This is a genomic window from Mesorhizobium sp. P2_E6 (assembly GCF_056403835.1).
On record NZ_JBFUEQ010000005.1, the window covers coordinates 119,903 to 132,865 of the forward strand.

Annotated in this window: 17 protein-coding genes; 10 read left to right on the forward strand and 7 right to left on the reverse strand. The window is 63.8% G+C overall.

Annotated features, from left to right (window positions below; all coding sequences use genetic code 11):
• Positions 1-236: 236 nt before the first annotated feature.
• The 4 genes from AC1D08_RS13950 to AC1D08_RS13965 all read right to left on the reverse strand — a co-directional run bounded on the left by AC1D08_RS13950 (position 237) and on the right by AC1D08_RS13965 (position 2,045).
• Positions 237-728 carry an SRPBCC family protein gene (locus AC1D08_RS13950; protein ID WP_457152362.1) on the reverse strand — a complete coding sequence of 164 codons (492 nt, stop codon included), beginning with the start codon at positions 726-728 and terminating at the stop codon, positions 237-239.
• A 40-nt stretch (positions 729-768) separates the two neighbouring features.
• A complete protein-coding gene (locus AC1D08_RS13955) occupies positions 769-1,215 on the reverse strand; it encodes an SRPBCC family protein (RefSeq protein WP_457152363.1) in 447 nt (148 codons plus the stop codon).
• A complete protein-coding gene (locus AC1D08_RS13960) occupies positions 1,215-1,526 on the reverse strand; it encodes an ArsR/SmtB family transcription factor (protein WP_064987727.1) in 312 nt (103 codons plus the stop codon). Before AC1D08_RS13960 ends, AC1D08_RS13955 begins: the two co-directional genes overlap by 1 nt.
• 93 nt (positions 1,527-1,619) lie before the next feature.
• Positions 1,620-2,045, reverse strand: coding sequence for a GNAT family N-acetyltransferase (locus AC1D08_RS13965; RefSeq protein ID WP_457152364.1), 426 nt, complete (start codon positions 2,043-2,045; stop codon positions 1,620-1,622).
• 148 nt (positions 2,046-2,193) lie between these two features.
• Here AC1D08_RS13965 and leuD point away from each other — a divergent pair, with 148 nt between their 5' ends.
• The 7 genes from leuD (at position 2,194) to AC1D08_RS14000 (ending at position 7,574) form a co-directional block, all read left to right on the forward strand.
• Positions 2,194-2,799, forward strand: coding sequence for a 3-isopropylmalate dehydratase small subunit (gene leuD, locus AC1D08_RS13970; RefSeq protein ID WP_184872662.1), 606 nt, complete (start codon positions 2,194-2,196; stop codon positions 2,797-2,799).
• 63 nt (positions 2,800-2,862) lie between these two features.
• Positions 2,863-3,723, forward strand: a complete 861-nt coding sequence (locus AC1D08_RS13975) for a hypothetical protein (RefSeq protein ID WP_477224736.1) — start codon at positions 2,863-2,865, stop codon at positions 3,721-3,723.
• Positions 3,724-3,985: 262 nt separating this feature from the next.
• Positions 3,986-4,915, forward strand: a complete 930-nt coding sequence (locus AC1D08_RS13980; protein WP_457152367.1) for a hypothetical protein — start codon at positions 3,986-3,988, stop codon at positions 4,913-4,915.
• A 235-nt stretch (positions 4,916-5,150) separates the two neighbouring features.
• Positions 5,151-5,534, forward strand: a complete 384-nt coding sequence (locus tag AC1D08_RS13985; protein WP_457152368.1) for a RidA family protein — start codon at positions 5,151-5,153, stop codon at positions 5,532-5,534.
• Between the two features lie 14 nt (positions 5,535-5,548).
• Positions 5,549-5,899, forward strand: coding sequence for a VOC family protein (locus AC1D08_RS13990; RefSeq protein ID WP_457152374.1), 351 nt, complete (start codon positions 5,549-5,551; stop codon positions 5,897-5,899).
• An 84-nt stretch (positions 5,900-5,983) separates the two neighbouring features.
• Positions 5,984-7,087 (forward strand): 3-isopropylmalate dehydrogenase, encoded by a 1,104-nt coding sequence (gene leuB, locus AC1D08_RS13995; RefSeq protein WP_477224734.1) that lies wholly within the window; start codon positions 5,984-5,986, stop codon positions 7,085-7,087.
• Between the two features lie 4 nt (positions 7,088-7,091).
• A complete protein-coding gene (locus AC1D08_RS14000) occupies positions 7,092-7,574 on the forward strand; it encodes a GNAT family N-acetyltransferase (RefSeq protein WP_457152370.1) in 483 nt (160 codons plus the stop codon).
• Here the strand turns inward: AC1D08_RS14000 and AC1D08_RS14005 are convergent.
• Positions 7,564-8,274, reverse strand: a complete 711-nt coding sequence (locus AC1D08_RS14005; RefSeq protein WP_457152371.1) for a DUF805 domain-containing protein — start codon at positions 8,272-8,274, stop codon at positions 7,564-7,566. The two genes, AC1D08_RS14000 and AC1D08_RS14005, sit on opposite strands and share 11 nt — an antisense overlap.
• Positions 8,275-8,390: 116 nt before the next feature.
• Positions 8,391-10,268 (reverse strand): DEAD/DEAH box helicase, encoded by a 1,878-nt coding sequence (locus AC1D08_RS14010; protein WP_457152372.1) that lies wholly within the window; start codon positions 10,266-10,268, stop codon positions 8,391-8,393.
• Between the two features lie 191 nt (positions 10,269-10,459).
• On the opposite strand from AC1D08_RS14010, the gene AC1D08_RS14015 reads away from it, so the two are divergent.
• The 3 genes from AC1D08_RS14015 to AC1D08_RS14025 all read left to right on the forward strand — a co-directional run bounded on the left by AC1D08_RS14015 (position 10,460) and on the right by AC1D08_RS14025 (position 12,402).
• Positions 10,460-10,606 (forward strand): hypothetical protein, encoded by a 147-nt coding sequence (locus AC1D08_RS14015; protein WP_457152373.1) that lies wholly within the window; start codon positions 10,460-10,462, stop codon positions 10,604-10,606.
• 106 nt (positions 10,607-10,712) lie between these two features.
• Positions 10,713-11,747 carry an aspartate-semialdehyde dehydrogenase gene (locus AC1D08_RS14020; protein WP_477224732.1) on the forward strand — a complete coding sequence of 345 codons (1,035 nt, stop codon included), beginning with the start codon at positions 10,713-10,715 and terminating at the stop codon, positions 11,745-11,747.
• Positions 11,748-11,946: 199 nt separating this feature from the next.
• Positions 11,947-12,402, forward strand: a complete 456-nt coding sequence (locus tag AC1D08_RS14025) for a GNAT family N-acetyltransferase (protein WP_457152337.1) — start codon at positions 11,947-11,949, stop codon at positions 12,400-12,402.
• Position 12,403: 1 nt separating this feature from the next.
• On the opposite strand, the gene AC1D08_RS14030 is transcribed toward AC1D08_RS14025, so the two are convergent.
• On the reverse strand, positions 12,404-12,811 hold the full coding sequence (locus tag AC1D08_RS14030; RefSeq protein ID WP_457152338.1) for an ACT domain-containing protein: 408 nt from the start codon (positions 12,809-12,811) through the stop codon (positions 12,404-12,406).
• Between the last annotated feature and the right edge of the window lie 152 nt (positions 12,812-12,963).

Sequence of the window (12,963 nt, forward strand, 5' to 3'; positions counted from 1 at the left end):
GTGTTAGGCGTTGGGAACATGCCGTTCCCGCCGAGTTCCCGCCCACCCCCCCTCTGGCCTGCCGGCCATCTCCCCCGCAAGTGGGGAGATGACAGCTTCGACGCCGCGTCACCCCTGTCACATTTCGAGATTGGTGACAGCGATTGAGCGTGTAATCCCCCTCTTTGCGGGGGAGATGGCCGGCAGGCCCGAGGGGATGCTGTCCCGCCGACATCAAATGCACCGCCACGAGTCGGCTAAGCCGCGGCCAATCTCCCAGCGTCAAAATACACCTGCAGCCAGTTCAGCACCCTGCCCCAGCCCTCGGCGTGTTCAGCCGCCGCGTCGCTCAAGCCGGTAAAGCCGCCATGACAGATGGTGACGCGCGTGCCATCGGCGATCGGCTGCAGCAGCCAGGCGACCGTCGTTTGCCGCCGGCCAAGCGTGGGATGGTCCCACTCATAGGCCCGCGTCTGCACGATCCGGCGCGGCGCCTCGATGTCGAGTAAGTCGCCGCTCTCTGGCAGGTCCCTGCCGTCTGCCGTTCGAACGGTGACCTTCCAACGGCCGCCGATGCGAAGATCGGCCGACCAATCGACCATCCGGTAGGTGTCGGCGGACCCCCACCAGCGCTCGACCTCGTCCGTGACCAGGGCCTGGAAAATCCGCTCGGCGGGTGCGCCGATGTCGGCGCTTGCCATGACGGTCTCGCCATTGGTCATGCTGTGGACGACAGGGACATGCAGCATAGGTGCCTCCAAAAGTTTGTTTCGCTGCTGAAACCAAGCTTCAACCCTTCGATGGCGGGCGCTCGAAACCCTTGCCGGTCTCGAGCAGGCTCTTGAGGCTTGCCAGCACCAGCGGCCAGCCCTTGGAGACATTCGGGATCAGCCGGTGCGGGCCGTCGGCCTCGTGGGTGACGGCAAGCTTCATCAACTCGCCGTCCTGTTCGATTGCGAAGGTGCAGCGCGTGTAGCCGTCTTCCTTGACCTCCGGCATCCATTCATTGCGCCATTTGATCACCAGGCGTCGCGGCGGGTCGATTTCGAGGATCTCGCCGCTGTCGGCGACGCGGCCGTCGGGGAAGATCAGTTTCCAGCTGGAGCCGACCTTCCACTCGCTCTCCTGATGGGAGCAGAGGAAGAACTGCCGGTTGAACTCCGGATCGGTCAGCGCCTCCCAGAGTTTTTCGGGCGTGGTGCGGATGTAGGTCACGTAAACGAAGCTGTTGCTCATCAGTCTTCCCTTTCGAGGCGTTTCTTCAGGTCACTCAATGCATCCAGCCGATGGCGCTCGAACTTGCCGATCCAGCGTTCGGCGATCTCGTTGATCGGAACCGGGTTGAGGTAGTGCTGCTTCTCGCGTCCCTTGCGGAGCGTGGTGACGAGATTGGCTTCCTCCAGGATCGCCAGGTGCTTGGTCACCGCCTGGCGTGTCATGTCCATCTCCGCGCACAGCGCGTTCAGCGTCTGCCCGTTCCGGGCATGGAGGTTGTCCAGCAATTGCCGGCGTGTCGGGTCGGCCAGGGCGCGAAAGACGGCATCCATGCTCATGATCTTAATATGCAACCATTTGGTTGCATGTCAAGAGGCAAGATTTCGCGCCGTTGGCCGCTGGATGCGATCACAGGGGAAAAAATGTCAGCGCTTGCGGGAGAACCAGAAGGCGTCAGGCATGCGCGTCATGCCGATGCGCTCATAGAAGCCGACGGCGTCGGGCATGGAGATCAGGCTGATGGCGACGGACGGTCCGAGCTGCCGGCGCGCCTCGTCCATCAGGCCTTTGCCGATGCCGAGCCCTTGCGCCGATTGGGAAACGGCGAGCTCGGAGATGTAGCAGACCCAGGAGAAGTCGGTGAGGGCGCGGGCAACGCCGATCAGCGGCTTGCCCTCCACATTGAGACGCGCCGTCAGCACCAGGTTGGCGCCCGACAGCATCGCCTGCAGGCGGGTGTCGTCATCGACAGGCCGTGTCTCGCCGAGGCCTGAGTCGACCAGCACACGGCGGAATTCGGCGATGTCGAGCGCGGGCTCGCAGGCATAGAGGACATGGGAGTTTTCTGCCATGACAACCAGACTGCACCATCGGGCGGTGAATTCGAAGCCGTTTTGCGCAGCCGGCCATCCTGCACAAACAGTTGCCTTTTATTTGCCCGCGGCTTTGTGTAAACCGTGCCTCAGCAATCCCCCCGAAACAAGAACACGGGCAAAAGCCATGGAAAAATTCACCAAGCTCACCGGCGTCGCCGCTCCCATGCCGATCGTCAATGTCGACACCGACATGATCATCCCCAAGGATTATCTCAAGACGATCAAGCGCACCGGGCTTGGCACCGGCCTGTTCGCCGAAATGCGCTACAATGACGACGGTTCGGAAAATCCGGATTTCGTGCTCAACAAGCCGGCCTACCGCAAGGCGCAGATCCTGGTCGCCGGCGACAATTTCGGCTGCGGTTCGAGCCGCGAGCACGCGCCGTGGGCGCTGCTCGATTTCGGCATTCGCTGCGTCATCTCGACCTCGTTCGCCGACATCTTTTACAACAACTGTTTCAAGAACGGCGTGCTGCCGATCACGGTCAGCCCCGAGGATCTCGAAAAGCTGATGGATGACGCCTCGCGCGGCTCCAACGCCACCTTGTCGATCGACCTCGAGGCTAAGGAAATCCGCGGTCCCGATGGCGGCGTGGTCGCGTTCGACCTCGACGATTTCAAGCGGCACTGCATGCTCAACGGGCTCGACGATATCGGCCTGACCATGGAAAAGGCCGGCGCCATCGCTTCGTTCGAGAAGAAAAACGCCGAACAGCGCCCCTGGGCCTGAAATACGCGGCCTGACCGCAAGGCCGCGCCGACGGCGAGTCTTCGGATAAGACGAGGACTTGTCATGACACGTTCGCTTGTTGCCGGCGCCTGCGGGCTGATGATGTCGATCCTGCTTCCGGCAACGAGCCTGTTCGCCCAGGCGCCTGTCATCGACCAGCAGGCGCCGATCCCGTTCGAGGGCGGTCAATTTACCATCACCCAGCAGGAGCCGGACGGCGAAAAGGTGCTCGCTTACGACGGCCAGAAGCTGGCGAGCAATTATGACGTCTTCTTCGACAGGATCGTCAACATCGCCGGCGCTGAAGTGGCGCTGGTCGATGTCGGCGACGGCAATATCGACCATCTCTGCGGTCCCCCGGTGATGATTGTGTGGAAGCCGAAAGGCGGAACGATCCAGGGCATCACGGTCGAGCAGGATGAGTGCGGCGCGCCGGCGTCGGTGACCGACAATGTCATCTATTTCGTCCCTTATCTGCTGCCGGGCGCCTCCAAGCGGGCGATGCAATGGTCGCCCACCGACGGGCTGACGATTGCGGGCAATCTCACCTACATGCCGGATCCCGGCACGGGCTGGAAAGATGTCGACGTGTCGAAATACGAGGACATGATCGACGCCTTCCACAACGAGGCGGTCTACAGGGACGCCGCGGCCCTGCTTGGCAACGACATGACCGTTCTGGCCGCCAGTTTTCTGGCCGCCGGCGGTACGAAAAGAACTGCGTCTGGCATCGTCTATTTCGACGGCTGCGCGCCGCACAATTGCGGCGGCAATCACGGTTTCATGGCGGTCGACGCGGCCAACCAAAAGCTCTATTTCGCCCGCAGCAGTGGCAAGCCCGTGATGGATGCATGGCCTCCGGTGCAGAGCTGGCCGGCCGAGGTCAAGGCGGCGCTGGACGAGGCGTTTGGCACGCTGCATTAGGTATATTGATATTCAGGTGATGCCGGCCTGCAAATGGCTGATACCTGCGCTTCCGGTGCTCACGTACCCAAACGTACGCTTATGGGAAGCCACCTTGTTTGGTCGCTTCGCGCCCGTCTTCGACTCCGGCTCGGCCTGACCTGAATCTCAACACACCTGACTCGTTCGAGAACACGGTTGGCCATCCACCTGGTGTGACTCAAAGCAACTGGTGTTTTGTTTCCGGAGCGATTGGCTATGATCCGACGAAATGGAGGATGTCATGACTCGTTCGCTTCTTGCCGGCGCTTGCGGGCTGGCGCTTCTTCTGCTGACCGGCGCTCATGCCCAGGCCCAGACGCAGACGCCCGCAGCGCAGCTGGCGCCCTCCGCCGAGAAACCGGCCACCGACCAAGGTACAGGCGCCGCCGATGCTTCCGACGACGACAAGCAGGCGCCTGTGCCATTCGAAGGCGGCCAGCTGACCATCACCCAGCCGGAACAGGACGGCGAGAAAGTGCTTGCCTATGACGGCCAACAGCTGGCGAGCAATTATGACGTCTTCTTCGACAAAATCGTCGAGGTCGGCGGTGTCAAGGTGGCGCTGTTCGATGTCGGCGATGGCGGCAATCAATGCGGCCCGGCCACGGTGATCGTCTGGAAGCCGGAAGGCGGCACCATCCAGAGCACGACGGTCGAGCAGGACGAGTGCGGCGCGCCGCCGTCGGCGGTGTCCGACAACGCCATCTATTTCGTGCCCTATCTGTTGCCGGGCGATGAGAAGCCGGCTTTGCAATGGTCGCCGACCGAGGGGCTGACGACTTCAGGCAACCTGACCTACATGCCGGAACCGGGCACCGACTGGAAGGACATCAATCCGGAGAAGTACCAGAACATCATCGACGTCTTCCACAACGAGGCTGTCTACAAGGAAGCGCAAAAGCTGCTCGGCAAGGACATGCCCGACATGGCGACCAGCCTGCTGGTCGGCGGCGGCACGGAAAAGACCGCATCAGGCGCCTTCTACGCCAGCGGCTGCGTGCCGCATGACTGCGGCGGCAATGACGGCTTCATGGCGGTCGACCCGGCCCAGCACAAGCTCTATTTCGCCCGCCGCGGCGACAATGGCCAGCCAAACGCCTGGCCGGCGGTAACGACATGGCCGGCCGATGTGAAGGAGGCGCTCGACAAGGCGCTGGGGTCGGCGAATTAGGATATATTGATATTCAGGTGATGCCGGCCTGCAAACGGCTGATACCTGCGCTTCCGGTGCTCACGTACCCAAAAGTACGCTCCGCTCCGGTTCTCGGAGCCCACCATTTTCGGCGCGGCCTGACCTGAATCTCAACATATCCTCCATCGTCGCGACAACAGCCAATCCCGTCTGGCCTATGGCAGGCCCGACCTGTTCCCGGCAAAATGATCGCCACAATGCTGCGAGGCACCCCATGCGAAAACTGATTTCCACCGGCTCGCCGTTCGAAAAGACCGCCGGCTATTCGCGCGCGGTGGTGCAGGGCGACTGGTGTTTCGTGTCCGGAACGACCGGCTATGACTATGCGACAATGACGATGCCGGACAGGGTCGAGGCGCAGACGCGCAACTGCCTGGCGACCATCGGCAGGGCCTTGCAGGACGGCGGCTTCGAGATGGCCGACGTGGTGCGGGCGCATTACTACATCACCGATGCCGCCTTCGTGGACATCGTCTTCCCGATCCTGGGTGAGATATTCGGCGACGTCAGGCCGGCGGCGACGATGATCGTTTGCCAACTCAACAAGCCGGAAATGAAGATCGAGATCGAAGTGACGGCGCTGCGGCGCACGGCATGAAGGGCGGGCAGGCGATGAAAGTCCTGCGTATCGTTGCCAACATCGAGACATCCGACATCGCGGCGGCGAAGCGCTTCTACCAGGACGTGCTCGGCCTCGACGTGGTCATGGACCATGGCTGGATCAGGACCTTGGGCTCGCAAGACAAAATGAACGTTCAGATCAGCTTCGCCGCCGAAGGCGGCTCCGGTTCCCCGGTGCCGGATCTCTCGATCGAGGTCGACGATGTCGATGCGGCGCTCGACGCCATGAAGGCGGCCGGCCTTGCCATCGAATACGGCCCGGCCGACGAGCCCTGGGGTGTGCGGCGCTTTTATGTGCGCGATCCGTTCGGCCGGCTGGTCAACATTCTCTCGCATCGGTGATCGCCGTTGTAACGCGCAGGCTTGCGCACCGGGCGCTTGGCGTTTAGCAAGGCCGCGGTTCAATTCTTTCCAGGACGGTTCTCCATGGCAACGAAGCATCTTTTCCTGCTCGCCGGCGACGGCATCGGTCCGGAGGCGATGGCCGAGGTCAAGAAGCTGATCGCCGTCATGAACGACAAGCTCGGCAGCGGCTTTGCCACCGAGGACGGTCTGGTCGGCGGCTGCGCCTACGATGCGCATGGCGCGGCGATTTCCGATGCCGACATGGCAAAAGCAATGGCGGCCGACGCAGTGCTGTTCGGCGCGGTCGGCGGGCCGAAATGGGATGCGGTGCCTTACGAGGTGCGCCCCGAAGCCGGCCTGCTGCGGCTGCGCAAGGACATGGAGCTGTTCGCCAATCTGCGCCCCGCCATCTGCTATCCGGCGCTCGCCGCATCCTCGTCGCTCAAGCAGGAGGTGGTCGAAGGCCTCGACATATTGATCGTGCGCGAGCTGACCGGCGGCGTCTATTTCGGCGAACCCAAGCAGATCATCGATCTCGGCAATGGCCAGAAGCGCGGCATCGACACGCAGGTCTACGATACGTTCGAGATCGAGCGCATTTCGGGCGTCGCGTTCGAGCTGGCGCGCACGCGCAAGAACCATGTCACCTCGATGGAAAAGCGCAACGTCATGAAGTCGGGCGTGTTGTGGAACGAGGTCGTCACCCAGACCCACAAGGCGCGTTACTCCGACGTCAAGCTCGACCACATGCTGGCCGATGCCGGCGGCATGCAACTGGTGCGCTGGCCCAAGCAATTCGACGTCATCGTCACCGACAATCTGTTCGGCGACATGCTGTCCGACATCGCCGCCATGCTGACCGGCTCGATCGGCATGCTGCCGTCGGCCTCGCTCGGCGCACCGGACGTGAAGACCAAGAAGCGCAAGGCGCTGTACGAGCCGGTGCACGGTTCGGCGCCGGACATTGCCGGCAAGGGCATCGCCAACCCGATCGCCATGATCGCCTCTTTTGCCATGTGCCTGCGCTATTCCTTCGGCATGGTCGACGAAGCCGACCGTGTCGAAGCCGCGATCGCCGCCGTGCTCGACCAGGGCTTGCGCACCAAGGACATTCTGTCGGCGGGCATGACCGAGGTCGGCACCGTAGAGATGGGCGACGCGATCATCGCCAAATTCCTCGGCTGATCGCGTGACGGTCGACGTCCGCTGGGCGACGATCGAGGACGCGACCGCGCTCGCCACCATGCTGTGCGAGATGGCCGTGCACTACCGGCAGCCACCGCTCGACCATGAGCGGGCCTTGTTAGCGGCGCGGAAATGGCTCGGCGAGGAAAGTCCGGCCTATCCGCATTTCGCGCTAGCCTTCGTCGAGGGCGAGGTCAGCGGCCTGGCGTCGGTGGCGATCGCGCATCCCGGCATTGATCTCGAGCGGTTGCTGTTCCTCAAGGACCTGTTCGTGCGCGACAAGGCTCGCAACGCCGGCGTCGGCCGGGCGCTGATCGGCTTTCTCGCCGGCCATTGCCGGCGCCATGGCATCGGCCGTATCGACTTGACCACCGAGGACTGGAACGAGGGCGCGCTGCGGTTCTACGACAGGCTCGGCGCCGAGCGCCACGGCCAAAAGGTCTTTCTCAGGCTTTCGGGCGAGGCACTTAAGGCGGCTAAACCCTGATCCCTGCCGGCACCGGTCCCCACTGGTTTTCCCGGGCTTGTGTCGGAATCAGCGCGAAGACCAGGATGATCAGGCTGCCGATGGTGGGGATGAGGATCACCAGACTGAGCCAGCCCGACAGGCCGATGTCGTGCAGCCGGCGGACGATCATGCCGAGGCTGGGCAGAAATGTCGCAAGCAGGAAGGTGCCGCACAGGCCAACGGTCACCGCCGCCGATACGTCGCTGTCGAAATGGCCCATATCCGTATCGGTGAACAGACCGATGCCGCCGATGACCAGCAGGCAAACCGTCCAGAACAGGCAGTAGCCCCAATATTCCTTACGGCGGGCGCGGCCGGCGAAATTGAAGTAGTTCCGCGTCACGCCGCGCCAGAAATAGCCCCACAAATCGGTGGGTTCGGCAGGCCCGGAGGAGCGACCGAAATGCTGGGCCTGGGGTGCACCGGCCGCAGCTTTATTGCCGGCCTGAGGCTGCGCGGCGCTCATGTTGGCGTCGACGGCAGGGGGTGCGGTCTGGGCTGCGATCGAAAAGACGTCGCGCGCCTGCCCACCACCCGGCTGGAACTCGACGGACGTGCCCTTGGACATGGCGGTTTGCCGGCGCAGGTTCTCGCGGGTGAAGGTGTAGCGGTTGCCGTCCGCTCCAGTGATGAAGCCGAAGCCCTGCTCCTCGTCATAATGAAGCACTTCGCCGCGCATATCCTGCCCCCTCTCGCCACGTCCCGGCCAAGATGTGACACAGGGCCGCGCCTATGGGCAAGGCCGCGTTGGGATGCGGCCCGCGTCTTGCGGTCAGGTGAAGCCGCCCCCAGGCCCTACGAGGGCCGCTTCTTCGCCTTCTTGTTCTTCGACGCGCCGGTGTTTTCGAACTTCGGCTTGCCCGGCTTTTTGGCCCACGGCTTTGCCTCGAATGCGGCGGGGCGCTGATCAGCCGATGCTGGTGCCGGTGCACGCTTCTCGAATTTGCGCTTCGGCGCGTTCGGGTCGAAAGGCGCCTTGCCGCGATGCGGTTTCTTGTCGGGTCCCGGCTGCTGATAGCCGGCTCGTGACAGGTCGGGCGTGCCGTCCAGCCGCTTCACAGCGATGTTGTTCTGCAATTTGCGGTCGGGACCGATCGCCGCCAGGAAGCGGTCGGCCCAGTCGGCCGCGATCTGCACGAAGGTCTCTTCCGGCTGCATCTTGATGGCGCCGATCTCGCGCTTGCTGATGCTGCCGGCGCGGCACAGCATCGGGATCAGCCAGCGCGGCTCGGCATTCTGCCGGCGTCCGATCGACAGCGAGAACCAGACGCTGGCGCCGAAATCGTCGCGGCGGCTGGGCGCTTCATCGCGGCGTGCGAAGTTTTCGCCCGCCGGTCTTTCACGAGACGGCGTGAACGGCGCGATTTCCAGGAGATCTTCCGGCGCCGAGCGGCTTGAACGGCACAGGCGCACGAAGGCCGCCGCCACCTGTTCGGCGCCATGCTTTTCGAGAAGCTCACCGATGAAGCCGCGTTCCTCATCCTTCACAGGCTCGCTGAAGGCGGGGTCGGCAAGGATGCGCTCATCGTCACGGCGCAGCACGTCGTCAGCCGAGGGCGGGCTGGCCCATGTCGCCTTGAGGCCGGCGTTCTGCAACAGCCGTTCGGTGCGCTTGCGGGCGCTGTTGGGGACGATCAGCGCGCTGACGCCCTTGCGGCCGGCGCGTCCGGTCCGGCCGCTGCGGTGCAGCAGCGTCTCCGGGTTGGTCGGCAGGTCGGCGTGGATCACCAGCTCGAGATTGGGCAGGTCGATGCCGCGCGCCGCGACGTCGGTGGCGATGCAGACCTTGGCGCGGCCGTCGCGCATTGCCTGCAGCGCATGGCTGCGCTCGTTCTGGCTGAGTTCGCCCGACAGCGCGACGACGGAAAAGTTGCGGTTGTTGAAGCGCGCGGTGAGATGGTTGACGGCGGCACGCGTGTTGCAGAACACCAGCGCGTTCTTGGCCTCATAAAAGCGCAGCACGTTGATGATGGCGTTCTCGCGGTCGGCCTGGGCAACGCTCAGCGCCCGGTATTCGATGTCGAGATGCTGCTTTTCCTCGCCGGCGGCCGAGATGCGCACGGCATCGCGCTGATAGCCCTGGGCGAGCGTGGCGATGGAGCGCGGCACGGTGGCCGAGAACATCAGCGTCCGGCGCTCGGCTGGTGCGGCGTCGAGGATGAATTCGAGGTCCTCGCGAAAGCCGAGATCGAGCATTTCGTCGGCTTCGTCCAGCACCACGGCCTTGAGCGCCGACATGTCGAGCGAGTGCCGCGTGATGTGGTCGCGCAGGCGGCCGGGCGTGCCGACGACGATGTGGGCGCCGCGCTCCAGCGCGCGCCGCTCGGTGCGCATGTCCATACCGCCGACGCAGGACGCCACCGTGGCGCCGGTCAGCTCGTAGAGCCATTCCAGCTCGCGCGTCACCTGCAGCGCCAGCTCGCGTGTCGGCGCCACCGCCAGCGCCAGCGGCGCCGCGGCCTGGGCAAAGCGCTCCGCGTCGCCCAGCAGGGTCGGCGCCAGGGCGAGGCCGAAGGCCACCGTCTTGCCGGAGCCGGTCTGCGCCGACACCAGCGCATCGGCCTGCCCCAGTTCGGGCGCCAGGACCGCCTTTTGCACCGGCGTCAGTTCGGAATAGCCGCGCTTTTCCAGCGCCCTGGCAAGCGCTGGGACAATAGCTTCGAAGTTGGACATCTCACTCTTTCGGAATTCGGGGTCTGCGCTCGTCATCGAGCACGTGCCGGGGCTGACGCAGCGCCAGCCAAACAATCTTGGCTGTTCGTACTTCTTGCCGCCACCATTGTACAGGGCACGTGGCCGGACGGCAGGGCAATTGACTCTTGACGCAAACCGCGTAAAAGCCGGCACCGAACAGGACGGTTTCGATGCGCGGCCTTTTGATGGCTCCTCTTGCATTCGATTTCCTTGGCCACAATGCAAATCATTGGGCCGGGCGCGTTGTCGCGTCTTCTCGTTCCAGCAAAACCACGTTCTTGGCCAAAACCGGCAAAACCACCACCAAAACGGTGTGATTCCCTTGGCCTAACCACCCTCTCCCGGGTCCGGCCCGGGGGACGGAACCCGCTTCGGCCGGCGGGTTTTCTCCAAAAACCGAGCGGAGAGGGACAGGAGATCTTTATGAGTTTCAAGGTTGCGATCGTCGGCGCCACGGGCAATGTGGGCCGGGAAATGCTCAACATACTGGAAGAGCGCGGCTTTCCAGTAAGCGAAGTTGTGGCGCTGGCCTCGCGGCGCAGCCAGGGCACGGAAGTGTCGTTCGGCGACCGCACGCTGAAGGTCAGGGCGCTCGACCAGTATGATTTTTCCGACACCGACATCTGCATCATGTCGGCCGGCGGCAACGTCTCCAAGGAATGGTCGCCGAAGATCGGCAAGCAGGGCTGCGTCGTCATCGATAATTCGTCGGCCTTCCGCTATGACCAGGATGTGCCGCTGATCGTGCCGGAAGTGAACCCGGACGCGATCTCGCTGTTCACGCGCAAGAACATCATCGCCAACCCGAACTGCTCGACGGCGCAGCTGGTGGTGGCGCTGAAGCCGCTGCACGATGTCGCCACCATCAAGCGCGTCGTCGTCGCCACCTACCAGTCGGTGTCGGGCGCCGGCAAGGAAGGCATGGACGAGCTGTTCACGCAGACCCGCGCCGTGTTCGTCGCCGACCAGGTCGACGTCAAGAAGTTCACCAAGCGCATCGCCTTCAACGTCATCCCGCATATCGACGTCTTCCTCGACGACGGCTTCACCAAGGAAGAATGGAAGATGGTGGCCGAGACCAAGAAGATGCTCGACCCCAAGATCAAGCTGACGGCGACCTGCGTGCGCGTGCCGGTGTTCATCGGCCACTCGGAAGCGGTCAACATCGAGTTCGAAAAGCCGATCACGGCCGACGAGGCGCGCGATATCCTGCGCGAGGCGCCTGGCTGCCAGGTCTTGGACAAGCGCGAGGACGGCGGCTACATCACGCCGCTGGAATCGGCCGGCGAGGACGCCACCTTCATCTCGCGCATCCGCGAGGATTCGACCATCGACAACGGCCTGTCGATGTGGATCGTCGCGGACAATCTGCGCAAGGGCGCGGCGCTCAACGCGGTGCAGATCGCCGAGCTGCTGGTCGAGCGCGGCCTGATCCAGCCGAAGAAGAAGGCGGCATAGTTTTCGCCTACGGGCCGTATCGCCGCAGCTGCGGCGGGCCCTCCGCGAGGGCGCCGGAAAGCCGGCGGCCCGCGGTCAAGGCCTCGGCCTTGGGCCGGGGCGTTTCTTCCTTCTCCCCTTGTGGGAGAAGGTGGATCGGCGCGTAGCGCCGAGACGGATGAGGGGTGTTCCAGCGGAGTGAGACGTTGGCGTTCCCTTCATGACTAACACTCAGCCCTTAGATATCATCCTGCGTCCGGCCATCGGTTCGGACGCAGCCATCGCGAAGATTATGCGGGCGGCGCTTGGGTCGTTCGACTGGATGCCGGTCATCCATACGCCGGACGAGGACCTTGGCTTCATCCGCGATATCGTGCTGCCACGGCAGCAGTTGACGGTCGCCGAGGCCGGCAAAGCCATTGTCGGCTTCATTGCCGTCAGCGGCGAATGGGTGGAGCAGCTCTATCTCGATCCGGCTTGGACGGGACAAGGCATCGGCAGCCGGTTGCTGATCGACACGACTGCTGCTTTGCCGGTCGTCAGGCTGCATTGCTTCCAAGCCAATACCGGCGCCCGGCGCTTCTATGAGCGCCATGGCTTCATTGCCGAGGGTTTTGGCGACGGCACCAACAACGAGGAATGCCTGCCTGACATCCTCTTTGTCCGCAGGCGTTGATTCAGCCGGCGCTGTCCTTGGCCAGCTGGCGCAGCAGCCCCAGGGCCTCCTCCGCCCGGTCGGCGGGGACGAACAGATGGTCGTGGTAGAAAGCCGAGACCGGGTTGACGCCAATGCCGGCGGCGGCCAGCCGCGTGGTGATGGCGGCGAGGAAGCCGACGGCTTCCAGCGACGAATGGATGTTCAGCGTCACCATCCGGCAGCGGAATGAAGCGGTCAGCCCCGTAGTGCTGGCCGCATCCTCGGTCACGATCAGCGTCACGCCCTCGCGCTCGCGAAAGATCATCATCGGTGCGAGGCCTTCCGGCTGGGCAATGCCGGGCGCCAGCGTGGCGAAGACATAGGTGCCGGCCAGCAGTTCCGGCGTCATCGATGCCAGCAGTGTCTTCAGATCGGTCTCGCCGGCCATTTTTTCCTCTCGACTGATGCAGGGCGCAGGCTCTTCAATATCTGCCGCCGAAGCATACCGATAGTCCGCACACTGCACGCACGACATGGCGATGTCGCTGACGGCTGAGCTTGCCCGCCTGTTGCCTCGCACAATAGCGAAGCTCAGGGCCG